20 protein-coding genes and 1 other RNA gene are annotated in these 23,726 nt (G+C 37.9%); 4 read left to right on the top strand and 17 right to left on the bottom strand.

Going from position 1 to position 23,726, the window contains the following annotated elements:
• Positions 1 to 45: 45 nt before the first annotated feature.
• The 16 genes from OZX60_02970 to OZX60_02895 all read right to left on the bottom strand — a co-directional run bounded on the left by OZX60_02970 (position 46) and on the right by OZX60_02895 (position 15,204).
• On the bottom strand, positions 46 to 1,119 hold the full coding sequence (locus OZX60_02970; GenBank protein WEV45707.1) for an ABC transporter substrate-binding protein: 1,074 nt from the start codon (positions 1,117 to 1,119) through the stop codon (positions 46 to 48).
• A 2-nt stretch (positions 1,120 to 1,121) separates the two neighbouring features.
• Positions 1,122 to 1,715 carry a LemA family protein gene (locus OZX60_02965; protein ID WEV45706.1) on the bottom strand — a complete coding sequence of 198 codons (594 nt, stop codon included), beginning with the start codon at positions 1,713 to 1,715 and terminating at the stop codon, positions 1,122 to 1,124.
• 33 nt (positions 1,716 to 1,748) lie between these two features.
• Positions 1,749 to 2,609, bottom strand: coding sequence for a TPM domain-containing protein (locus OZX60_02960; GenBank protein WEV45705.1), 861 nt, complete (start codon positions 2,607 to 2,609; stop codon positions 1,749 to 1,751).
• Positions 2,602 to 3,372 (bottom strand): ABC transporter permease, encoded by a 771-nt coding sequence (locus tag OZX60_02955; protein WEV45704.1) that lies wholly within the window; start codon positions 3,370 to 3,372, stop codon positions 2,602 to 2,604. The genes OZX60_02960 and OZX60_02955 overlap by 8 nt, the downstream gene beginning before the upstream one ends.
• A gap of 1 nt (position 3,373) precedes the next feature.
• Positions 3,374 to 4,171, bottom strand: coding sequence for an ABC transporter permease (locus OZX60_02950; GenBank protein WEV45703.1), 798 nt, complete (start codon positions 4,169 to 4,171; stop codon positions 3,374 to 3,376).
• Positions 4,155 to 5,318: an ABC transporter ATP-binding protein gene (locus OZX60_02945; protein ID WEV45702.1), complete on the bottom strand. Its 1,164-nt coding sequence runs from the start codon at positions 5,316 to 5,318 to the stop codon at positions 4,155 to 4,157. The genes OZX60_02950 and OZX60_02945 overlap by 17 nt, the downstream gene beginning before the upstream one ends.
• Positions 5,319 to 5,348: 30 nt before the next feature.
• On the bottom strand, positions 5,349 to 6,257 hold the full coding sequence (murB, locus tag OZX60_02940; protein ID WEV45701.1) for a UDP-N-acetylmuramate dehydrogenase: 909 nt from the start codon (positions 6,255 to 6,257) through the stop codon (positions 5,349 to 5,351).
• Positions 6,258 to 6,373: 116 nt separating this feature from the next.
• Positions 6,374 to 7,315, bottom strand: coding sequence for an EamA family transporter RarD (gene rarD / locus OZX60_02935; protein WEV45700.1), 942 nt, complete (start codon positions 7,313 to 7,315; stop codon positions 6,374 to 6,376).
• Positions 7,305 to 8,171 (bottom strand): homoserine kinase, encoded by an 867-nt coding sequence (gene thrB, locus OZX60_02930; GenBank protein WEV45699.1) that lies wholly within the window; start codon positions 8,169 to 8,171, stop codon positions 7,305 to 7,307. Before thrB ends, rarD begins: the two co-directional genes overlap by 11 nt.
• Before the next feature lie 2 nt (positions 8,172 to 8,173).
• Positions 8,174 to 9,454 (bottom strand): homoserine dehydrogenase, encoded by a 1,281-nt coding sequence (locus OZX60_02925; protein ID WEV45698.1) that lies wholly within the window; start codon positions 9,452 to 9,454, stop codon positions 8,174 to 8,176.
• Positions 9,455 to 9,501: 47 nt separating this feature from the next.
• The gene (gene purB, locus OZX60_02920; protein ID WEV45697.1) at positions 9,502 to 10,794 is read right to left on the bottom strand and encodes an adenylosuccinate lyase; all 1,293 of its coding nucleotides are present in this window, start codon (positions 10,792 to 10,794) and stop codon (positions 9,502 to 9,504) included.
• Between the two features lie 165 nt (positions 10,795 to 10,959).
• Positions 10,960 to 12,576 (bottom strand): cell division site-positioning protein MapZ family protein, encoded by a 1,617-nt coding sequence (locus tag OZX60_02915; protein WEV45696.1) that lies wholly within the window; start codon positions 12,574 to 12,576, stop codon positions 10,960 to 10,962.
• A complete protein-coding gene (locus OZX60_02910) occupies positions 12,573 to 13,718 on the bottom strand; it encodes a class I SAM-dependent RNA methyltransferase (protein ID WEV45695.1) in 1,146 nt (381 codons plus the stop codon). The genes OZX60_02915 and OZX60_02910 overlap by 4 nt, the downstream gene beginning before the upstream one ends.
• A 73-nt stretch (positions 13,719 to 13,791) precedes the next feature.
• Positions 13,792 to 14,144, bottom strand: an RNA gene (gene rnpB, locus OZX60_02905) — RNase P RNA component class B.
• 58 nt (positions 14,145 to 14,202) lie between these two features.
• The gene (locus tag OZX60_02900) at positions 14,203 to 14,607 is read right to left on the bottom strand and encodes a DivIVA domain-containing protein (protein WEV45694.1); all 405 of its coding nucleotides are present in this window, start codon (positions 14,605 to 14,607) and stop codon (positions 14,203 to 14,205) included.
• Between the two features lie 63 nt (positions 14,608 to 14,670).
• On the bottom strand, positions 14,671 to 15,204 hold the full coding sequence (locus tag OZX60_02895) for an SLOG family protein (protein ID WEV45693.1): 534 nt from the start codon (positions 15,202 to 15,204) through the stop codon (positions 14,671 to 14,673).
• 104 nt (positions 15,205 to 15,308) lie between these two features.
• On the opposite strand from OZX60_02895, the gene recU reads away from it, so the two are divergent.
• The 4 genes from recU to OZX60_02875 all read left to right on the top strand — a co-directional run bounded on the left by recU (position 15,309) and on the right by OZX60_02875 (position 20,931).
• The gene (gene recU / locus OZX60_02890) at positions 15,309 to 15,908 is read left to right on the top strand and encodes a Holliday junction resolvase RecU (GenBank protein WEV45692.1); all 600 of its coding nucleotides are present in this window, start codon (positions 15,309 to 15,311) and stop codon (positions 15,906 to 15,908) included.
• On the top strand, positions 15,909 to 17,948 hold the full coding sequence (locus OZX60_02885; protein WEV45691.1) for a PBP1A family penicillin-binding protein: 2,040 nt from the start codon (positions 15,909 to 15,911) through the stop codon (positions 17,946 to 17,948).
• Between the two features lie 95 nt (positions 17,949 to 18,043).
• Positions 18,044 to 20,191: an ABC transporter substrate-binding protein/permease gene (locus tag OZX60_02880; GenBank protein ID WEV45690.1), complete on the top strand. Its 2,148-nt coding sequence runs from the start codon at positions 18,044 to 18,046 to the stop codon at positions 20,189 to 20,191.
• Complete coding sequence (locus OZX60_02875) at positions 20,191 to 20,931, top strand: amino acid ABC transporter ATP-binding protein (GenBank protein WEV45689.1); 741 nt, start codon at positions 20,191 to 20,193, stop codon at positions 20,929 to 20,931. Before OZX60_02880 ends, OZX60_02875 begins: the two co-directional genes overlap by 1 nt.
• A gap of 74 nt (positions 20,932 to 21,005) precedes the next feature.
• On the opposite strand, the gene mgtA is transcribed toward OZX60_02875, so the two are convergent.
• Entirely contained in the window at positions 21,006 to 23,609 is a 2,604-nt protein-coding gene (gene mgtA, locus OZX60_02870) for a magnesium-translocating P-type ATPase (protein WEV45688.1), read from the bottom strand.
• Positions 23,610 to 23,726: the final 117 nt, after the last annotated feature.

The raw sequence follows: 23,726 nt of genomic DNA, 5'->3' as shown, positions 1-23,726 counted from the left end.
GGAATTCAGTCATTTGTGGAATTATGAAGCTAGAAACTAGATTCATTATTTTCTATACATCTTGAACTGGAGGAATTTGTCGTTATAGATTCCCAACCATTTTTTACCCAGATCCTTGTAGACTTCTAGGTGATTCATTGTTTCATCATCAAGGTAAAACTGCTTGTCATTTTTAACATCATCTGGCAGCAATTCTTTTGCTGTGTCATTAGGAGTGGCATACCCTACATATTCAGCATTTTGAGCTGCATTTTCAGGACGCAACATAAAGTTTAAAAAGTCATAAGCTGCTTTTTGATTGACCGAAGTTTTAGGGATAACCATGTTGTCAAACCATAGGTTACTTCCTTCCTTAGGAACTACATAATGAAGATTTTCGTTTTCTTCAATCATTTCAACTGCTTCCCCACTGAAGGTTACAGCAGCCATGGCTTCTTCACCAATCATATACTGCTTGATTTCGTCAGCAACAATTGCCTTAACATTAGGCGTAAGTTCCTCTAGGTGCTTGGTTGCCTGGTCAATTTGATTGATATCTGTTGAGTTAAGGCTGTCACCTTGGGCATTTAAGGCCATTCCGATAATTTCACGGGCCCCGTCTACAAGCATTATATTGTCCTTGTAGTCGCTTGACCAAAGATCATCCCAGCTGGTTGGTGCCTGGTCAACAAGAGCATCATTATAGACGATACCAACTGTTCCCCAGAAATAAGGAATTGAGTAGGTATTTCCTGGATCAAAAGGCAGGTCTAGGAATTTTTTGTCAATATTTTCTAGACCTTTGATTTTAGACTTATCAAGTTTTTCAATCAAACCTTCATCGATTAGTTTTTCAATCATGTATTCACTTGGAATTGCGATATCATAAGAGGTTCCCCCCTGTTGAATCTTTGTATACATGGCTTCATTACTGTCGAAGGTTTCATAATTTACCTTGTAGCCTGTTTCTTCTTCAAATTTCTTTAAAAGGTCGGGATCAATATAATCCCCCCAGTTGTAAATGGTCATTGTATTTTCTGCGGTAGCTGCACCAGATTTTTTTTCAATTCCGGTAGAGACTGCTGCTAAAATAATTATTATGGCTAGTATTCCGCCAAAAAACGATAGTAATTTTTTCATATTTAATTTGAGCTGGTACTTTCTGTACTTCCAAAGCTAACAGTTGGAACTTCTTTAGCTGATTCGCTTGCCTTGAAGTATTCTTTCTTGTGAAGACCACGCATGCTAGCTACAATACTTCTTGGGAAGGTTGTAATTCCGTTATTGTAGTTTTTAACAGCGTCATTGTAGTCCTTGCGGGCTACGGCAATACGATTTTCAGTTCCAGCAAGTTCATCTGCTAGCTGGGTAAATTGTTGGCTTGCCTTTAGATCAGGGTAACTTTCTTGAAGGACAAGCAAGCGACTTAGGGCTCCAGTAAGTTGATCATTGGCATCTGAAATTTGGCTTACATCACCAGAATTTCCAGCTTGGATCATTTTCGCACGAGCATTGGCAATATCTGTATAAATCTTTTCTTCATGGCTAGCATAACCTTTTGTTACCTCAACAAGGTTAGGAATCAAATCATTTCTTCTTTGAAGCTGAGTCTCGATATCAGCATATTTTCCTTCAACTTCATTTTCTGATCGAACCATCGAATTACTCATAGTAAAGAAAGCAACAACTAAAAGTAAAACAACACCGAGGCCTGCTAAAAGTCCTTTAAATTTCATAAGATTCTCCTTTATCTTAATTCTCGAGTAGTCCTAGCGGGAAGCACCGCCTCCGCCTGAACTACCACCACCAAATCCGCCGCCGGTAAAGCCACCGCCACCAGAACCAGATCCTCTACCGCCTCCGCCTAAAAGGGAAAGCAAAATGAAGAGGAAATCGCCGCCTGAACCACCACCAAAGCTAATGATTAGGATAATAATGATAAAGGCTACGAATAAAAATTTAGCCACCTTTGAAAAATTTGATGACCCACTTCTACTCTGATTATTTGCCTCAGCTGAGCTTTCACTTGAGCTTGAAGATTGGTCAGATGAGAGATCTTCTCCTTTTAAGGCAGATGTTAGGGCAAGAATGGTATTTTCTAAGGCTGCATCATAGTCTCCCTTATTCCTATAAGGAACAAAGGATTGATCAAGAATACGACCGGCTTTTCCGTCATTAATTTGACCCTCTAGACCGTAGCCGACCTCTATTCTGACCTTGTTTTCATCTTTTGCAATCAAAAGTAGGATAGCCTTGCTGTCCTCTTTTTGACCAAATCCTGACTTATTAAAAAGCTCATTTGCGTATTCTTCAATGGAATAACCTTTGAGATTTTCAACTGTTACAACATCAATTTGATCTCCAGTTGCCTGTTCAAGATTTTTCAATTGAAGGTTTACTTGACTTTTGGTCTGATCCTTAAACATACCTGCCTGATCATAGACATAGGTATTTTCAATCCAGTCAATTTTTTCAATTGATGAACTACTAGAGTCCTTTGAACTAAAATAGGATAGACCAAATAAAGCAGTCACGGCTATTAAGGCCAGGGTTAAAAGTAAGATGAGTCTGGTTTTCTTGTGGGGATTATTTCCGGAGGCAGATGTACGTCTAGGCGTAACATCACGCATCTTTTTTCTCCTTGCTGATGAAATAATAACCTATTACAAGTATAACCGAAAATAGGAATACTAGGGTACTTAAAGCATTGATTTCAAGACTAATTCCCCTACGGGCCCTAGAATAGATTTCAACAGATAGGGTTGAAAAACCATTTCCTGTAATAAAGAAGGTTACTGCAAAGTCATCTAGAGAGTAAGTGAAGGCCATGAAAAATCCTGCAATAATACTAGGAGTTAGATAAGGTAAAATTACCTCAGTCAAGGCCTGAAGTGGGCTTGCCCCTAGGTCAAAGGCCGCATCAACTGTTGAGTAATCCATATCCTTAAGACCTGGTAAAATCATCAGAACAACAATTGGAATTGAAAAGGCGATGTGACTTAGTAAAACAGAAACAAAACCTAATTTAAAACCTACCATGGTAAATAGGATTAAAAAGCTTGCCCCAATCATAACGTCTGGCGATACCAAAAGGATGTTATTTAAACCAAGCAGGGAATTTTGTCTTTTCTTCTTAATATTATAAATATACAAAGCCCCAAAAAGTCCAATAAAGGTAGCTAGACTGGCTGATAAAAAGGCCAAGAAGAAGGTTTGAACAACGATTAGGATAAGCCTTGTATCCCCAAAAAGTTGCTGGTAATAATCCCAGGTAAATCCTGTAAAACCGTTCATATTCCCACCCTCATTAAATGAGTAGAAAATCAGGTAGAAAATCGGAATATAGAGGATCATAAAGACTAAGGCTAGGTATAATTTAGATAGTTTTTTCATCTTAGTGAACCTCCTTGTCGCGTGTCAGATAAACAATAACAAGCATGGCAACAATTAGGACCATACCGATAGTTGCCCCCATCCCCCAGTTTTGTGTAACCAGGAAATTTTGCTCAATGGCAGTACCAAGCGTAATTACCCTGTTTCCTCCAATCAAGCGGGTCAGCATGAAGAGACTCAGACTTGGAATAAAGACAGCTTGAAAACCTGCCTTTATACCCGGGACTGATAGGGGAAGGATAACATTCTTAAAGGTCTGAAACTTGGTTGCCCCAAGGTCATAAGCTGCATTTACCAGATTATGATCAATTTCTTCCAAGGAATTAAAAATTGGAAGAATCATGAAGGGAATTTCAATATAAGCTGCAACAAAGATAAAGCTAAAGTCTGTAAATAGGATTTGTTGAGACCCAATCCCTATAAACTCAAGAAAAGAGTTAACAGAGCCGTATTTTCCAAAAATCCCTATGAAAGAATAAGCCTTTAAAAGTAGGTTTATCCAAGTAGGTAGGATAATTAGCATCAGCCAAAGCTGCTTGTGTTTAAGTCTAGTTAAAATGTAAGCTGTTGGGTAGCTAATAACCAAAGTTGCTAGGGTTATGATTCCCGCATAAAGAACGGAATTGAAGGTCATCTTTAAGTAGGTTGCACTTGTAAAGTAAGTCCTATAATTATCAAGACTTAACTTACCAGATATATCAAAAAATGATTGATAAACCAGAAGAATTAAGGGGGCAATTACAAAGAGAAAGATCCACATGAAATAAGGAATAGCAAATAATCTATTCGTTTTCTTCATTCTCGTCTCCTTCCTCCTCTTCGAGGCCGTGAACGATTCCTTCATCAGATTCGTCCTCTTCAACATACTCCTCAATTCGGGCGTCAAAGTCTTCTTCACTTTCATTAAATCTCATGATATGAAGGTCTTCTGGCTCAAAGTCAAGGCCTATAACCTCACCTACGATGGCTTTTCTCCTTGAATGAATCATCCACTCATTACCTAGATCATCAACTGCGATAATCTTATAGTGAACTCCCATAAAGAGTTGAGTTGTTACACGGACATTAAACTTACCTTCATCAGGTAAGGTAAACTGAAGGTCTTCTGGTCTGATAACAATTTCTACAGGTTCATTTTTTCTCATCCCACCATCGACTGCTTCAAATTGTTTACCATTAAACTCAACCAGGTAGTCTTCAATCATCCGACCTTCAACAATATTACTTTCTCCAATAAAGTCAGCAACAAAGTGGTTGATGGGCTCGTCATAAATATCAACAGGGCTTCCTGACTGAACAATTTCCCCTTCATTCATGACAAAAATCCAGTCACTCATAGCAAGGGCTTCTTCCTGGTCATGGGTAACAAAAATAAAGGTTATTCCAAGACGCTGTTGCAAGGTCCTAAGTTCATACTGCATCTCAGTCCTAAGCTTTAAGTCAAGGGCTGAAAGAGGTTCATCTAGTAGGATTACCCTTGGTTCATTGATGATAGCACGCGCAATAGCAACCCTCTGTTTTTGCCCTCCAGACAGCTTATGGATACTTCTTTTCTCATAGCCAGTCAGACGCATCATTTTTAAAACTTCTGTAACTCGCTTCTTAATCTCTTCCTTTTCAACCTTTCTTATTTTTAAAGGAAAGGCTACATTATCGAAAACATTTTTATCCGGGAAAAGGGCATAAGACTGAAATACTGTATGGACATCCCTTTTGTTGGTTGGTATATCATTAATTCTTTTCCCATCAAGAAGGATATCTCCACTTGTTGCTTCTAAAAATCCTGCAATCAAGTTTAAAATGGTTGTCTTACCACTTCCAGAAGCCCCTAGTAAGGTATAAAATTTTCCCTCTTCAAGCTCAAAATTTATATCCTTTAAGACAACTGTCCCTGTATCCTCAAAGACCTTACTTACATTTTTAAATTCAATAATATTTTTAGTCAATTTTTTCTTCCTAATCTATAATTTTATTAACTAGTCTCTTTCTTCACCCAAAATTCGAACCTCTGGTTCTAGTCTTACTCCACTTGTTTCATATACCTTTTCTTGGACATATTTGATGAGTTCCTCATAGTCACGAGCTGTTCCTGAAGCTACATTAACCATAAATCCTGCATGCTTACGGCTAACCTCAACTCCGCCTATCCTATGACCTTGGACTCCTGCCTCTTGAATCAGTTGACCTGCAAAGTATCCTGGTGGACGTTTGAAGACTGAACCACAACTTGGATATTCAAGGGGCTGTTTGGCCTCACGTAGATCATTTAACCTAGTCATTTCTTCCTTAATGACCTCATGGTCTCCTGCTGACAGGCTGAACTTAGCTGACAGGCAAATATATCCCTTATCTTGTAAGATGGTATGACGGTAGGCAAAATTCATATCCTCACCTGCAATGGTTATAATTTGTCCTTCTTTTGTCATAACCTTACATGAAGCTAGAATGTTTGAAATTTCTCCCCCGTAGGCACCAGCATTCATAAAGACTGCACCACCAATACTTCCTGGAATACCGCAGGCAAATTCAAAGCCAGTAAGGGAATTATCAAGAGCAAAGTTAGTTACCTCTGTAAGAATGGCCCCAGCTTGCGCCTTAATTACATAGCCGTCAATCTCCACCTGGTTCATCTTCTCCAAAAGGATAACAAAACCTCTAATTCCACCGTCCCTAACAATCAAATTACTAGCATTTCCTAAAACAAGAAAGGGAAGGTCAAATTCATTTGCAAATTTTACTATCCTTTGAAGCTCATCTTCATTTTTAGGAAACATTAGAAAGTCCGCCGGACCCCCTACCTTGGTAAAGGTATACTTGCTTAAATTCTCATCAATTCTTATGTCTATTCCTGGTAAATTTTCAACAACCTTATTCTTTTCAATCATTATTCATCTCTCTCCTATGTATAAAAATAAAGAAATCTTTATCCTATTAATTTTAACATAAACCCAATCTTTCCTAAAGGACTTGCAAAAATTTAGGAGCGATTATCCTAAATATCCTACTTTTCAAGCTTAATTTTTTTCATATCCTTAACCTGACCATATGAAAAAATTAAAATTGAAAGCCAGATAAAAATGAAGCCATTTAAATTACCCTGATTAAGGGGCTCCTTAAAGATAAAGACTGCAATCAAGAGCTGGATGGTTGGGCTTAGATACTGGATAAAACCTATGATATTAAAGGGAGCAAGCTTGATGGCCTGAGAAAATAAGAGTAAGGGAATAGCTGTGATTACCCCTGATAAGGCCAGGCAAGTAATTTCAAGGCTCGTGTAATTAGACGGATTTGTCTTACTGAAAAATAAAAGATAAGTAATTACAAGAGGGGACAAAAAGAGACTTTCAACAAACATTGAAACATCGCTAGAAAGATTAGTAAATTTCTTTGCAAGACCATAAAAAGCAAAGGATAAGGGTAAAATAATTGAAATCACAGGTAGACTTCCATTTTGAACTGTCAGAAGTACCACCCCACTTAAGGCCAAAAAGATTGAAAATTTGGTATAGCGGTTCAAGGATTCCTTAAAGAAAATAACCGCCAGTAAAACTGATATCAAAGGATTTATATAATAACCCAGACTTGCTGCTGAGGCTTGATTACTAGATACAGCATAAATATAAATCAACCAATTGATGGCAATAAAAATACTAGCACAAAACATAATTAAGAGCTGCTTTTTATCAGAAAAAAGGGCTCCTAGTTCTTCCTTCAATCTTTGAAGTTTCCCCGTAAGGAAAAAATAAAGACCCATACTTACCAGGGTCGATAAAATCCGGTAACTAAAAACATCTAAGGAGTTAATATTTCCAAGAAACTTCCAAAAAAGGGAAAGAAGGCCCCAGCTGACATGACAAATTACAGCAAGAAGAATTCCCAGATCCTTCTTGCTGTATTTTTCTTTATTTAAATTTTTTTCTTGTAGTTCATTATTAAAGGACACAACGAACTCCCTTAGTATCAACATTAAGAGACAGAATTTCACCGTCTAGGTTAAGGGCTTCAAGATCTGCGACTAGAAGGTCTTCCTTGTCTCGCGGACAAATAACCATGACCGTAGGTCCTGCTCCACTAAGATAACTTGCATAGGCTCCGTGCTTATGAGCAAGTTTTCTAATTGGAGAAAACTCTTTGACCAAGGATCTACGGTATTTTTCATGGAAGAGGTCTGATTCAATCATTAAACCTGCCTTAACCAGATCTCCTTTTAATAAGGCAGCAATTGCGACATTGGCAATAGAACTCGCTGCTACAGCTTCCTTGTAAGACAATGTTTCAGGAAGGACACCGCGACTATCAGCCGTCAGCAACTGGTAATTTGGAATGAAGGAAACAAAGGCTGCATCAGGAAAATCAGAAGCTACAACAGTTGTTTTATTATCAACAGTCGAAGCCACAACTAGATTACCTAGGATGGCTGGAGCAACATTATCAGGATGGCCTTCAATTTTGGTAGCCAGTTGAATCTTATCATCTGAAGAAAGCTCTAAATTAGCTAGCCCGTTGGCAAGCTCAATTCCCGCTACAATAACCGAAGAACTTGAACCAAGTCCACGAGCTAGGGGAATGGCACTTGTCATCCTAATATGATGGGGTTGTAAGTCACTTGCAATCTTAAGGGCTGACGCTATCAAAAGATTGGCTTCATCCTGAGGAATGTCAGCTCCAAGATTATGTTCGACAAGCCACTTGTCACTTTTTTCTAAAACTTCTATTTCTAAATATAAATCAAGGGCCAGGCCGACAGAGTCAAAACCTGGTCCAATATTTGCAGAACTTGCTGGTACGATTATCTTCATAACTATTCACCTAAAACCTTGAAAGTATTTAAAAGCTCAAAATCTTTGACGGCCTTTAATTTATCAGTGACTTCAAAAAGCTGCTTCCTAGTCATTTCATGGGTAATAATCACCACACGTGCCCTACCCTGATCAGATTTTTGCTGGCTGACCTGGTCAAAACTAATATCAACCTCATTGAAAATTTCAGATAGCTTGAGCATTTGCCCCTTTTGATCAGCTACATCAAGAGCAAAGTAATACATGCTTGAAACATCTTCTTGGTTGGCTAAGACTGTTTGACGTTTAAAGCCATTAAAAGGTTCAACTTCGGCTCCCTGATTAAGCTTTTGACCAATATTAATTAAGTCTGACATGACACTTGTTGCGGTTGGTTTTTGACCTGCCCCAGGACCATAGAACATGCTTTGGCCAATGCCGATACTTTCAACAAAAATTGCATTCATCTCATTGTTTACACTTGAAAGGGTATGATTCTTAGGAAGGAAGACTGGGCTAACCTCTGCAAATAGGCCACTTTCAACCTCTTCAAGGGTACCTAAAAGTTTGATTACATAACCAAGCTTACTGGCAGTTGCCACATCTTCTGGACTGATGTTTCGAATTCCAGCCTTACTGATTTGATCAATATCAATGGTCATTCCAAAGGCAAATTGGCTTAAAATTACAAGCTTATAGGCAGCGTCAATTCCATCAACATCATTTGTTGGATCACTTTCTGCAAAACCGAGTTCTTGGGCTATTTCAAGGGCCTTGTCATAAGACCAGCCTTGATCAACCATTTTAGTCATCATAAAGTTACTAGTTCCATTGATAATCCCGTGGAGTTTTGTAATTTTGTCCCCGTTAAAGCTATTAGCAAGAGTTCTTAAAATAGGAATTCCCCCAGCTACGGCTGCTTCATAATAAAGGAAGGCTCCATTTTCTTCTGCTAAATCTGTTAATTCCGGACCATGAAGGGCCAAAAGATCCTTATTTGCTGTAACAACATGTTTTTTAGCCTTAAGAGCCTGTTCAATAAAACTCTTAGCAGGTTCAATTCGACCAAGAAGCTCAACTACTAAATCAATTTCAGGATCCTGGATAATATCTTCAATATCTGTCACAAAGTTAAAGTCGAAGTCTTTTTCCAGACTAACTTTTTTAGCTTCTCTGACGAAAACTTTCTTGATTGCAAAAGAGTCACCGATTGCCTGTTCAATTTTACTTTTGTTTTCTTCTAAGAGGAAGGGCAGTCCTTGTGCCACCGTTCCAAAACCTAATAGTCCTATATTTAATACCATATATTCTCCTAAATTCTATAGAAATAAAAAATGCTTAAAAGCATTTTTTAAAGTCCAACTCTTTCAAAAATTTCATCAACACGTTTAAGGTGATAATTGTAGTCAAAGGCAGCATCAATATCTTCATCTGTTAGATATTCACGAACTTTTGCATTTTCTTCAACAAGAGGTCTGAACATAATCTGCTCATCCCAACTTCTTGCAGTCATTGGTTGAACTAGGTCGTAAGCCTCTTCACGAGTCATCCCTTTTTCGATTAAGGTAAGCATAACATGTTGGCTGTAGATAAGTCCAAAAGTTGCATCCATATTACGGCGCATATTTTCTGGGAATACTGTTAGGTTTTTAACAATATTTGAAAAACGTGTTAGCATGTAATCAACAAGGATTGTTGTATCTGGAGCAATTATACGCTCAGCTGATGAGTGAGAAATGTCACGTTCGTGCCAAAGAGGAATGTCTTCGTAAGCAGTTACGGCATGACCACGAACTACACGAGCAAGACCTGTCATATTCTCAGACCCGATTGGGTTACGTTTATGAGGCATAGCTGATGATCCCTTTTGACCTTTAGCAAAGAATTCCTCAACCTCACGTTGTTCTGATTTTTGCAGTCCACGAATTTCAGTTGCCATTCTCTCAATACTTGTTGCAATAATAGCAAGAGTTGAAAAATATTCAGCATGCAAATCACGTGGTAAAACTTGAGTTGAAATTTCTTGAGCACGGATTCCTAATTTATCACAAACATAAGCCTCAACAAATGGAGGAATATTAGCAAAGGTTCCAACAGCTCCAGAAATTTTTCCAGCTTCAACACCACGGGCAGCATTGTCAAAACGAACAATATTACGTTTCATTTCAGAGTACCAAGTAGCAAGTTTCAAACCAAAGGTTGTTGGTTCTGCATGAACTCCGTGAGTACGCCCCATCATAACAGTATGCTTGTGTTCACGAGCCTTATCCCCAATAACTTGAAGGAAATTTTCAAGGTCACGTCTAATGATATCATTTGCTTGCTTATAAAGGTAGCCATAAGCTGTATCAACTACATCTGTTGATGTTAATCCGTAGTGAACCCATTTTCTTTCTTCACCAAGAGTTTCAGAGACAGCACGGGTAAATGCTACAACGTCATGACGGGTTTCTTTTTCGATTTCAAGAATTCGGTTAACATCGAAATCTGCATTTTCACGAATTTTCACCACATCTTCCACTGGAATTTCACCAAGTTCAGCCCAGGCTTCATCAGCTAAAATTTCAACTTCAAGCCATGCACGATACTTGTTTTCTTCGGTCCAAATTGCTCCCATCTCCGGGCGAGTATAACGTTCTAACATTTTTTCTCCTACTATTAATTTGATACTACTATTATCAAGGAAAAACTTGTGATAGTCAAGGGTAAATCAAAAAACTACTAATAAAAATTAGTAGTTTACGAACATCTTTTTAATTTATTTGTTAATTATAAAGATTTTATCAAACAGTATTTCTACCGAGATTAACTAATAGTCAAGGGCATGACCTGACGCATTACCAAAGAAGTAACCTGTCTTACAGTTAATCGAGAAGAGGTAGGTACCATCAGATTTATACAAATTGTAGTAACCATTGCCATTAATGATATTAACCGGCTTGATATAGTAGTTGTCCCCTTCAAAATATCCTCTTTGTCTTGAGATATTAAGAACATTATCAAGAACACCAGCCTTCCAAGTCCAGGCAGGATTACTTGTATCAGCAATCGCAGCTTGATTTATTGGAACACGAGATAGGGAATCCTGGTCAACCTTTGGACTTGTGGTAGTTGCTGACGAACTAGAACTTGCTGCAGCCTCACTTTGAGCTTTACTTGCTTCTGCCTGTCTTGCAGCTTCTTCAGCAGCAAGGCGTTCTTCTTCTGCCTTCTTGGCCTCTTCAGCTTTTTTTGCTTCCTCAGCCTTACGGGCTGCTTCTGCCTGCTGATTTTTACCAAGAGCTATGGCACTATCAATAAGTTGATTTAAAGATGTTAGATTTGATTTTGTAATGTTAAAATCAGCTCCATCTTTAACCTTAGCATCCTCATTTACTTTTCCATCAGTAATTACATCCGATTGGAATTTAGAATTAATTTCATTTAAAGAAGCAATTTCTGCCTTCAAATCAGACACTTCTGTCTGGTAGGTCGCATACTTGCTGCTGTCTTTAACCGAATCAAGTTCCTTGACTAAGTTATCATAAGCAGACAGATTAGCATTCTTCAAAGCATCCTTGTTTTTATCAGTATAAAAACTGGTAAGAAGGGTGTCAAATGCTGTTTCCCTTTTCTTAAGATCCTCATCTTTTTCAGCCTGTTCCTTTTGTTCAAGAACAAGTTTTTGATGGTGGTCATACTGATTTTTAGCCAGGAAACCACCGCCTAAAATTAGGACTGCTAAAAGGCTTAAATAAACGAGTTTCTTAGACGAAGGTTTACTTGAATTTTTAGCAGGAGGTTCTTCCTTTGATTCAACTTGAACTAGCTGATCATTAAGGACCATTTGGTCAAAACTCTCTTCTTCAATGGTCTCAGTTGGAATTTTTTCATCAGAAACATCAGCTACAGGTACATGTGATGTAGTCTCAACTTTTTCAGCTACAGGAGCAGGATTTTCAGCTTTCGTTTCTACAACTTCTTCAGCCTTTTCTTCAACTACTTCTTTAGGTTCTTCCTTAGCTGTTTCTTGTGAAAGATCTGCTGCAGGAGCTACCTCAACTTCTAAAGCTTCCTCTTTTTTCTTAGCCTCTTCAGCTGCCCTTCTGTCCATATCTTCTGCCAGCCTACTTGCTTCAGCCATAAGTTTTTCACGAGCTGCCAAAAGTTCTTGAGGAATTAATTCTTCCTTGCGAATCTTTTTATTTTTTTCGATTTCAAAACGGTTTTCCCTGATATAGGCATCAAGGAGAGATTCATTTCGAGCTTGTGCTTCTTCACTTGCCTTAAGCTTATTTTGAATCTCCTCAATGGTCAAATCAGAAATTTCACCAAAATCAATAACCTGTTCCCCAGCTTTTTCTAAATTAGTATCAAGCGAAGCTTCTTCTTTGGGGCTAGTTCCAGCTTCTTTAATTTCTTCTTCCTTAAAATCCTTTTTCGTCATATCCTCTTACCAAAGTATTGATAAAGGTCAACTCTCAAAGTACCATTGTAAAGTTTACGCTTTTTAGTTGCCTTTGCACCGTATTTTTCTTCAAACATTAAATCACTTGTCAAGATATACTTGCTCCAAGTAACCAAGGGTCTAAAGACTTCTCCCATTTCCTTGTATAAAACTTTCACATCTTCAAATTTCAATAGACGTTCCCCGTAAGGTGGATTTGAAACAATAACTCCGTCTAATTTATCGGTATGAAAATCTTGCACGCGCATTTGCTTGAAATTTATATCAGCATAAACACCTGCTTTTTTAGCATTTTCCTTGGCGATCTCAACCATCCTAAAGTCAATGTCAAAACCTGAGATATCAAGCTCAATTTCGTCGTTGATTTCTGATTTGGCCTTAGCCTTTACCTTATTATAGGTATCTTGACCAAACCATGCCCATTCTTCACTGATAAATGACCTCTTAAGACCAGGTGCAATATTTCTTGCAATCATTGCGGCCTCAATCGGGAAGGTTCCACTACCACAGGTTGGATCAACAAATGGACGTTTCATATTTGCTCGCCAGTTGGTAAGCATAATAATTGAGGCTGCCATATTTTCCTTAATTGGCGCTCCACCCTTATCAACTCTGTAACCACGTTTGAAAAGACTTTCACCACTTGTATCAATCAGGATAGTTGCCTTATTTTTGTGAAGACTTACCTCAATTGGAACAGTTGGTCCATTTTCAATTAAAGGAACACCATCTGGTCTGTGAAAAATTTTCTGTAATTTCTTAACCACTGCCTTCTTAGTAATAGCCTGAATACTTGGTTCATTGTGAAGGGTTGATTTGACTGCCTTGGCTTTAGTAATTGGAAAGGCATAACCTAAAGGTAGGTAAGCACCCCAATCAAGGGCTAGTACCCCTTGAAATAGTTCTTCAAAGGTATTAGCTTCAAATTCACCAACAATAATTTTCACCCGGTCAGCTGTTCTTAGCCAGATATTTGCTTGAGCAATTGTTTCCTTGGTCCCTGAAAATAAGACTCTTGAATTTTCATCAATCCTATTTTCAATTCCAAGATCTCTCAATTCTCTTGACACCAGTGCCTCAATCCCAGCTGCACATGTTGCCACTAAATTAAATTTTTCCATCTTATCTCTATCTATCTCTCTTCTAATTTTAAAAGGTGGCTGAGTAAAACCCAGCCACCCCCTGAAGACAATTTTCTATAAGCCATGTTTTGTTCCAGTATAAGCAGGTACTTATACCTTCGATAATCATCTGTCTGTCATTAATGACCTCGTCGTACGTTCAATTCCGTTTGACAAGTGCCCCTACCAAAGTTTGGGTTGCTCGCTTGAGGGGTTTACCACGTTCCACTTTAGCCGTTTCCAGCTAAACTCGTCTCTTTGGCACTTTTACAGGTAGTTTCCGCATATTAAAACTTAGCGGATTTCCCAGCCGTAACTTTCGTCCCTAGGCTTATTGTTTCACCTAGCACAAACACTACAGGCATCTCAGCCTGTGCGAGCATGGACTTTCCTCACCGGTTAAAGCCGGCGCGATTATCCGAAAATTGCCTCTTAACTATATCAAATTTAAAATCTTTTTTCAAGCAAATTCAAATTAAGAAACTTATTTGGCTTCCCCGTCTTCAGCCTTAGGTCCAAATACAGCAAGTTCAAGTCTTGATAAACGTTTTAAAACATCAAAATTTGACCCTTCCTGATATTTTTCAGTTTTTGTTACTGGAGCTGCAGCCTTAACCTCTTGAGTAGCTTTCACAACCTCAACTGGTTCAATGCGTTTTGTATCCCCATAATCTGCTGGATTAGGAGTTGCTTGTTTTTCTTTATTAGCAAGTTTTGAACGTAAAAATTCATTCTCTTCCCTTAAAGCTAAAATTTCATCTTGAAAACTTTCATAATCACGAATCACATCATCAAGCATTAAATCAACTTGATCCGGGTCATACCCTCTCATTTTACGATCAAAATGTTGTTCAAAAATGTCTTTTGGTGTGAATTTGTATTTGGTCATGCTAACTCTCCTCTATCATTTCTCTGATTCTGATTTTATCAAAAAGAATACGTCCTTTCAAGCTTAATAGTAATTATCTAGCATTTCATTATAAGCCTCATCTAGGTCATCAAAACTTAAGCTTAATCGGTAGTAATCGGCCTTTTCTTCAACCAAGGCAAAAAAGTACTTTAAATTACTGGGGTGCTCACTGTCATAAAAGTAAAAAACTCCATCAGTGTGGTCCAAAAGAAATTCATTATAGGCTTTGAACTGTCCTGGATTTTCATAATTCTTATAGGCATAACTCACATAATCACTAGCCTTAAATTTCAGCAACTTGTTTTTACCGGCCTCATTCCAAGATTCCCCGTGATTTTCAAAGGTAAAAATTGTTGCAGTCTTTAGGTCGTACTCATCTTTTAATTCATTTACCAGCTCTAAAACCCAGAATTCAAAACCCTTGTTGCCACTAAAAATAAACCACTCTACGCCCTGGTCTATTAAATTTAACAATTTTTTCCTAATAACTAGCTTAATTATTTCTATTTTTTTATCATCATCCTTGAATACTCCCAGTTCAAAGTCCTTATAGCCACAGACAAGTATACTCTTCATAAATTTTATCATCCCATTTTAATTGTAGTTTATGGTATAATATTATAACTGTGTCAGATGTCTTTTAGCAAATTTAATATCATCTGACCTAGAGGATTATAATTATGGTTAATTATCCAAATGGAATCAAAAAACATAAAATTTTAAAAAATAAGAAACCTTTAGAAAAGAAAGTGAACTTCGCCAATCGGGGAATGAACTTTGAATCTGAAATCAATGCAAGTAATGACTATTATCTAAGTCGAAAGCTTGCTGTTGTCCATAAACGACCAACACCCATTCAGATTGTAAAGGTAGACTACCCTAAAAGAAGCCGAGCCAAAATAACTGAGGCCTATTTTAGGCAGGCATCAACCACTGACTATTCAGGAGTCTACCAGGGAAGGTATCTCGATTTTGAGGCTAAGGAAAGCAAGCAAAAGACCATGTTTCCCATGAAAAATTTTCATGACCACCAGCTTAAACACATGGATGAGGTTTTAAATCAAGGAGGTATTTCTTTTGTCTTACTACATTTTTCAGCCCTCTATGAAACCTACTTCCTTGATTCAAAATTTTTAATTGACTACTACAAGGAACACGGAACTAATAAATCCATGCCTATAAAATACATTAAAGAACACGGACATCAAATAGAAATGAATGGTATTCCAAGAGTTCCCTATCTGGAAATTATAAACCAGCATTATTTAGGAGGAAAGTAAATGGCTAACGAGAGAAAGAAAATCACCAAGACCCGAGCGAAAAAGAAGCCGGTCGCTAAAAAACCAACTAATAAGTATTGGAAGGTCACAAAATATGCTCTAATTACAGGAATTTCTGTATTTATTGTTGGCTTTATTGCTGCCTGCTCACTTTTCTTCTACTATGCAAGCACAGCTCCAGAACTTGATATAAGTAAACTTGAAAGTCATTCTTCTTCTATTATATACGATAAAAATGAACAAGTTATCGCAAATCTTGGAACAGAAAAAAGAGATTTAATCACAACTAAGGATATTCCAATAACCTTAGTTGATGCTATAACCTCAATTGAAGACCACAGGTTCTTCAACCACAGAGGAGTCGATCCCGTAAGGATTTTCGGAAGCCTCCTTCACAATGCTAAAAGTGGGACAACTCAAGGGGGATCAACCCTTACCCAGCAGCTGATTAAATTATCATATTTTTCTACCAATAAAAGCGATCAAACAATCAAGAGAAAGGCCCAGGAGGCCTGGCTAGCTGTTCAATTAGAGAGAAAAGAATCGAAAGAAGAGATTTTAACCCTCTATATTAATAAGGTCTTCATGGCTAATGGTTACTACGGCATGAGAACAGCCTCTCTTGCTTACTACGGAAAGGAATTAAAAGATTTATCCCTTCCTCAAGTAGCCCTCCTAGCTGGAATGCCGCAATCTCCAAATGGTTATAATCCCTATACAAATCCCGATGAGGCTACAACTAGAAGAAATATTGTGCTAGCTTCCATGCTCAAGTACAACAAAATTTCTCAAGAAGATTATAATACAGCCGTAAATACGCCAATTACAGACGGTTTGCAGCAGCTTAAACCTTCAGTAAGTATCCCAAGCTACCTTGATAACTTTATCAAGCAGGCCATTGAAGAGGTACAAGCAACAACTGGTCAAGATGTTATGACAGATGGTCTAAAGGTCTACACTACTGTCGATAGCAATGCCCAACAAGAACTTTACAATATTATCAATAGTGATGATTATGTTAACTTCCCAGATGACGAACTACAAGTAGCATCAACCGTCGTCGACGTTAAGACTGGTGCTGTTATCGCCCAAGTCGGAGGACGAAACATACCAGAAGGTACAATTTTTGGAACCAACCAGGCTGTAAATACAGATAGGGACTGGGGTTCTACCATGAAACCTTTAGTTGACTATGGACCAGCCTTTGAGTACGGAATTTATAACTCTACTAAAAAGACCATTACTGACGCCCCTTACAACTGGCCAGGAACAAATGATCCCGTCTATAACTGGGACCGTAAGTACTACGGACAAATGACTGTAAGACAAGCCCTTGTCCAATCAAGGAATATCCCAGCCATCAAGACCCTGGAAAGTGTTGGTCTTACCAAGGCTAATGATTACGTCAACGGTCTTGGAATTAAATTCGCACCTAGCATTGTCTACTCAAACAGTATTTCAAGTAATACTCAAGAGTCAGGGAATGAATACGGAGCAAGTTCAGAGAAAATGGCTGCAGCTTATGCTGCCATGGCAAGTGGTGGTATTTATACCAAACCTTACTATGTTACTAAAGTCGTAACTGATGACGGGCAGGAAAAAGTCACAAGTCCTGTTCAAACAAGAGCCATGAAGGAAACAACTGCTTATGCCATGACAAGCATGCTTAAGGATGTAATTACAGGTGGTACCATGACTAATGGATACATCCCTGGTCTTTACCAAGCTGGTAAAACTGGTACAAGTAATTATAGCGACGACCAAATAACCCAAATCCTTGCTGACTACGGTAATTACATTGGTTACGGTCAAACTGTTGCCCCTGATGAAAACTTCGTTGGTTATACAACAAACTATTCTATGGCTGTCTGGACTGGTTACGCCAACCGTATGATCCCGCTCTATGGTCAAAAACTAGAAATTGCCCTTGATGTTTATAGGGAAATGATGATCAAACTCTCTGCAAGTGTGCCTAATGTGGACTGGAAGGTTCCACAAGGAGTTACTCTTAGCGGTAAGGAAGTAACCATCAATAAGTAAAAAATTCTTTTAAAAATATTATTGGTATATGTCAGAAATTGTGACATATACCTTTTTTTTTGGTATAATGGGAACATAAAAGTTTGGAGGACAAAATGAATAAAAAGTTTTTAGTTATTATAACGCTTTTAATTTCATTTCTTTCGGTATTTACAGCAAATGCTGATGAAAAAAAAGTTAAAATTGCAAGTGACTCAACCAATGCCCCCTTTGAATTTCAAAATTCAGACAAAAAATACGTGGGTATTGACGTTGATTTAATTAACGAAATAGCTCAAATGAATAATTGGAATATGGATCTAACCTTCCCAGGTTTTGATACTGCCCTTAATTCCCTTCTTGCTGGACAAGCTGATGGTGTAATCGCTGGTATGTCAATTACTGACGAACGCAAAAAAACATTTGACTTCTCAGACCCTTACTACAAGTCTGAAATTGTAATCGCAACAACAAAAGCTAAACCTATCACTTCTTACAGTGAACTTAAAGGTAAAACAGTTGGTGTTAAAAATAGTTCAGTTTCCCAAGAATTCATTAACAAACACGAAAAAGAATATGGCTACAAAATCAAAACCTTTAATGAAGCGTCACAAATGATTGATAGCTTGAAAATCGGTGACGTTGATGCCATCATGGATGAAAAACCAGTTCTTGCTTATACTGCCCTACAGGGACAAGATCTTGCGATCAATATGCCTGCTGAGCAAATCGGAAACTATGGTTTTGCTGTTAAAAAAGGAACCAATGCTGATCTAATTAAAGAATTCAATACTTCTTTAGCAGAACTTAAGGCAAATGGTGGCTATGATGCAATTGTTGCCAAATATGTTGCCAAAGAAAGCACTGAAGAAGCTAAAAAAGCTACTCCTGTAAAGAGTCTTTATAATATTTCAAGTGACAGCCTTTTTGCCCCATTTGAATTCCAAGATTCTAGCAAAAACTATGTTGGAATCGACGTTGACCTTTTAAATGCAATCGCTAAAAATCAAGGTTTCAACATTAAAATGAACTTTGTTGGTTTCCAGACTGCTGTTGACCAAACCCTTGCTAGCCAAGCTGATGGTATGATTGCTGGTATGTCAATCACTGACGAACGTAAAAAAGTTTTTGATTTCTCAGAACCTTACTTTACAGCTAATGCAACAATCGCTGTTAAAGATAGCAATGATACAATCAAATCTTATGAAGATTTAAAAGACAAAACAATCGGTGTTAAAAATGGTACTGCATCTCAAGATTTCCTAGAAAAAAATCAAGATAAGTACGATTATAAAATTAAAGTCTTTGACACTGCTGATACCATGTATGAAAGCTTAAATACTGCAAGTATCGATGCCTTCATGGATGATGAGCCTGTTGTAAAATATGCTATCAAACAAGGTAAGAAATTCGCTACTCCAATTGAGCCAGAAAAAATTGGTGAATATGGTTTCGCTGTTAAAAAAGGACAAAATCCTGAGTTAATCGAGATGTTCAACAATGGACTTGCTCAACTAAAGGCCAGCGGTGAATACAATAAAATCCTTGATACTTATGTTGGTGAAGCAACAAGTACAGATGAATCTGGAACTGATGAATCAACTGTTGTTGGAATCCTTAAAAACAACTGGGAACAACTCCTAAAAGGTTTAGAACTTACCCTTCTACTTGCAGTTGTATCCTTCCTACTTGCTTCAATCATCGGAATTATCCTTGGACTCTTTAGTGTTAGCCCAAGTAAATTCCTAAGAACTTTCACAGAAATCTATGTTGACTTAATTCGTGGTATTCCACTTATGGTTCTTGCCATCTTTATCTTCTACGGGATCCCTAACCTATTAGAATTAATTACTGGAAAAGCAAGTCCTTTAAATGACTTCCTAGCTGGTACTATTGCTCTTACCCTTAACTCTTCAGCCTACATTGCTGAAATCGTACGTTCTGGTGTACAGGCAGTCCCAGGTGGTCAAATGGAAGCTAGCCGAAGCCTTGGAGTTTCATACGGAACTACTATGCGCCGAGTAATTCTTCCTCAAGCAGTTAAAATTACTATTCCAAGTCTTGTTAACCAGTTCATCATTACACTTAAAGATACAACAATCATTAGTGCCATTGGTCTGGTTGAACTTCTACAAACTGGTAAAATCATCGTTGCCCGTAACTTCCAATCATTTAAAGTTTACGGTATCATCGCAATCATTTACCTAATTGTAATCTACACCCTTATCCGCTTCGCTAGAAGATTAGAGAGGAAAATGAAATAATGTCAAAATTAAAAATTGATGTCCATGACTTACACAAGAAATACGGTGAAAATGAAGTCTTAAAAGGAATCGATGCTAAGTTTTATGAGGGAGATGTTGTTTGTATCATCGGTCCTTCTGGATCAGGTAAGTCAACCTTCCTAAGAACCCTTAATGGTCTTGAAAAAATAACCAGTGGTTCTGTTGTTGTTGATGATTTCGACCTAGCAGACAAGCACACTGATCTAAACCAGGTAAGGCAAAATGTTGGTATGGTATTCCAGCATTTCAACCTTTTCCCTAACATGACTGTTATCGATAACATTACTTATGCTCCTGTAGAGCTTAAGAAGATGACACTTGAAGAAGCCCGTAAAAAAGCAAACGAACTTCTTGATACAGTTGGACTTCTTGATAAAAAAGACGATATGCCTGATTCACTCTCAGGTGGTCAAAAGCAACGTGTGGCCATCGCTCGTGCCCTTGCTATGAACCCTGATATCATGCTCTTCGATGAACCAACTAGTGCCCTTGACCCAGAGATGGTTGGAGATGTACTTGACGTTATGCAAGATCTTGCCAAACAAGGTATGACCATGTTAATCGTAACCCATGAAATGGGATTTGCCCGTAAGGTTGCAAACCGTGTTCTCTTTACTGATGGTGGTGTAATCCTTGAAGATGGAACACCTGATGAAATTTTCAACCATCCTAAACACCCAAGACTGCAAACCTTCTTGCAACAAGTATTACATGCATAAAAAAATCAGCTTCGGCTGATTTTTTTTACTCATTTTCAAATAAAAAAGAGTTAGCTCAAGCTAACTCTTTTATTTTATAACCACTCGTTTCCAAGTTTGATATAAAGTTTTTTAACAAGTTGTGTTGTAAGTACATATCCTAAGACGATTGCAAAGAACCATGGCCAGTAACCCGCAGGTAGATCTCCAAAATCAAAGGCCTTATGGATTGGTGTAAGTAAGATTACAAGTCCTACCCCAATGGCTGCAATACTTGATAAGCATACTGGAAGGGATGCCATACTTTGAATGAAAGGAATTTTTCTAGTACGGATAACGTGCATTACTAGGGTTTGAGTTGTTAGACCAACCATGAACCATCCAGCTTGGAAGCTTCCTTGTTGAGCTACTGTATCAAGTCCAAAGACAAACCATAGAACGATAAATGTTATGATGTCAAAGATACTACTAATTGGGCCGATGCAAAGGGTAAATTTAAGAAGTCCCTTAATTTGCCACTTAACTGGTGTAGCAAGCTCTTCATCATCAACATTATCCCAAGGGATAGTAAGTTGAGCCATATCATAAACAAGGTTTTGAATAAGTAGTTGCATTGATAGCATTGGTAGGAAGGGAAGGAAGGCTGATGCAACAAGGATTGAAAATACATTACCGAAGTTTGAACTTAGGGTATTTTTGATATATTTCATCATGTTACTAAAGACCTTACGACCTTCAAGTACACCTGTATCAACTACATTAAGACTCTTTTCTAGAAGGATGATTGAAGATGCATCCTTTGTAATATCTGCTGCGGTATCAACTGAAATACCCACATCAGCTGTTCTAAGAGCAGGTGCATCATTGATCCCGTCTCCCATAAATCCAACAGTATGATTGTCAGCCTTGATGGCTTCGATAATACGAGATTTTTGCATAGGATTAAGTTTAGCAAATAGGTTTACTGTCCTTGCTTTTTCAGCAAGTTCTTCCTGACTCATACTATCAATATCAAGACCAAGGACATAGTTGTCAGCGTCAATACCAACATCGCGACAAACTTTTTTAGCTACAATTTCATTGTCACCGGTTAAAACTTTAACGGCAACCCCGTGATCATGAAGGGATGAAATAGCAGTTTTTGCAGATTCTTTAACAGGATCAAGGAAGCCCATGAATCCGACAAGAACCATATCTTTTTCATCAGCTACTGAGTAGACGGCATTATCATGAACATCTTTTTTAATGGCAACAGCGATAACACGCATTCCCTTTTCATTTAACTCAGTATTTAGCTTGCGCATTTGACTTTTCAGATCATCTGTTAAAGGAACAGTCTCACCATTTATTTCAACATATGAACAGATGCTTTCCATCTCTTCAACAGCACCTTTAGTAATCATTAATTGGTGGCCATCGGCCTTAATAACAACAGTTAGGCGGCGACGTGAGAAGTCAAAAGGAATTTCATCTATTTTTTCAACATTAGTAAAAGGTTCCTTGCGGGCTGTTTCATCATAGTAATTGATAACAGCCACGTCCATTAGGTTTTTCCAACCAGTTTGATAAGATGAGTTCAAGAAGGCAAGGTCTAGAACATCATCGTTATTTTCACCAAGTGGATTTAAATGTTGAACTAAAACAACTCGGTCTTCTGTAATTGTACCTGTCTTATCGGTACAAAGAACATCCATACTTCCTAAGTTTTGAATTGAAGGAAGTTCTTTAACAATAACCTTTTCTTTTGAAAGTGTCATAGCACCCTTAGCCAGGTTACTTGTTACAATCATTGGAAGCATCTCAGGTGTTAAACCTACTGCTACAGCAATGGCAAAGAAGAAGGCCTCAGACCAATCACCCTTTGTAACCCCATTGATTAAAAGAACAACTGGGAAAAGAATTAGTGACATCCTAAGAAGAAGCTGACTGACACGGTAAAGTCCACTATCAAAAGATGTTTTACCACGTTTTTTAGTAGCATTTAAGGCAATATCTCCAAAGAAGGTACTTTGACCTGTTTTCAAGATAATAGCCTTACCTTGTCCACTTAAGATATCTGTTCCAGTAAATACTAAGTCCTTCATGTCAATTGCTGACCCATCTGATTCAGACTTAAATCCTGGATTTACAAATTTTTCAACCGGTAGAGATTCACCTGTTAAAGATGATTGGTTAATGAATAAGTCCTTAGCCCAGATAAGACGAGCATCAGCTGGAATCATGTCTCCTGTCGCAAGAGTTACGATATCTCCTGGAACAACATCATCCATAGGAATTTCTTTGGTTTCACCCCCACGAGTAACCGCACAGGTATTTTCGATAAGAATTTTTAGCTTAAGGCTTGCCTTCTGCGAACGATATTCCTGGACAAAGGAAATAGTCGAACTGGCAAGTATCATAATTGCCATGATAAAGGCTGCTTGGAAATCATCCGTAAGCATTGATACGACCATTAGACCTGCAAGTACTAATACAAAAGGATCTTTAAATGATTCTAAAAATAAGAGCCAGGCAGGGGTCGGCTTTTCTGCATCAATCTTATTTGGTCCGTATTGTTCCAATCTTTTTTCAGCTTCCTCTTCAGAAATACCCTGATTTGAAGACCCTAGGGCCTTATACAGATCTTCTTCTGAAAGAAAGGCAAATTTCTTAAGTTCTACTTCTTTTGCAAAACTTTTTTTAGTGTCCATTTTTTTCATACGTATCCTCCAGTCTCATGATTGATTTTTCATACTATGTATACATATCGTATATGTAATAACATAAAATCTACCATCAAGATTCCTTATTTAGCCAGATACAAGTTAAGCAATTTA

This window comes from Streptococcaceae bacterium ESL0687 (assembly GCA_029392475.1).
GTDB lineage: Bacteria > Bacillota > Bacilli > Lactobacillales > Streptococcaceae > Floricoccus.
The sequence above is the reverse complement of the archived record's forward strand: the minus strand, read 5'-3'. Positions and strand labels throughout refer to the sequence as shown.

Coding starts and splice junctions, on each gene's coding strand:
- OZX60_02970 (WEV45707.1), bottom strand. CDS start 1,119: ATGAAAAAATTACTATCGTTTTTTGGCGGAATACTAGCCATAATAATT.
- OZX60_02965 (WEV45706.1), bottom strand. CDS start 1,715: ATGAAATTTAAAGGACTTTTAGCAGGCCTCGGTGTTGTTTTACTTTTA.
- OZX60_02960 (WEV45705.1), bottom strand. CDS start 2,609: ATGCGTGATGTTACGCCTAGACGTACATCTGCCTCCGGAAATAATCCC.
- OZX60_02955 (WEV45704.1), bottom strand. CDS start 3,372: ATGAAAAAACTATCTAAATTATACCTAGCCTTAGTCTTTATGATCCTC.
- OZX60_02950 (WEV45703.1), bottom strand. CDS start 4,171: ATGAAGAAAACGAATAGATTATTTGCTATTCCTTATTTCATGTGGATC.
- murB (WEV45701.1), bottom strand. CDS start 6,257: ATGATTGAAAAGAATAAGGTTGTTGAAAATTTACCAGGAATAGACATA.
- thrB (WEV45699.1), bottom strand. CDS start 8,171: ATGAAGATAATCGTACCAGCAAGTTCTGCAAATATTGGACCAGGTTTT.
- OZX60_02925 (WEV45698.1), bottom strand. CDS start 9,454: ATGGTATTAAATATAGGACTATTAGGTTTTGGAACGGTGGCACAAGGA.
- purB (WEV45697.1), bottom strand. CDS start 10,794: ATGTTAGAACGTTATACTCGCCCGGAGATGGGAGCAATTTGGACCGAA.
- OZX60_02915 (WEV45696.1), bottom strand. CDS start 12,576: ATGACGAAAAAGGATTTTAAGGAAGAAGAAATTAAAGAAGCTGGAACT.
- OZX60_02910 (WEV45695.1), bottom strand. CDS start 13,718: ATGGAAAAATTTAATTTAGTGGCAACATGTGCAGCTGGGATTGAGGCA.
- OZX60_02900 (WEV45694.1), bottom strand. CDS start 14,607: ATGACCAAATACAAATTCACACCAAAAGACATTTTTGAACAACATTTT.
- OZX60_02895 (WEV45693.1), bottom strand. CDS start 15,204: ATGAAGAGTATACTTGTCTGTGGCTATAAGGACTTTGAACTGGGAGTA.
- recU (WEV45692.1), top strand. CDS start 15,309: ATGGTTAATTATCCAAATGGAATCAAAAAACATAAAATTTTAAAAAAT.
- OZX60_02885 (WEV45691.1), top strand. CDS start 15,909: ATGGCTAACGAGAGAAAGAAAATCACCAAGACCCGAGCGAAAAAGAAG.
- OZX60_02880 (WEV45690.1), top strand. CDS start 18,044: ATGAATAAAAAGTTTTTAGTTATTATAACGCTTTTAATTTCATTTCTT.
- OZX60_02875 (WEV45689.1), top strand. CDS start 20,191: ATGTCAAAATTAAAAATTGATGTCCATGACTTACACAAGAAATACGGT.
- mgtA (WEV45688.1), bottom strand. CDS start 23,609: ATGAAAAAAATGGACACTAAAAAAAGTTTTGCAAAAGAAGTAGAACTT.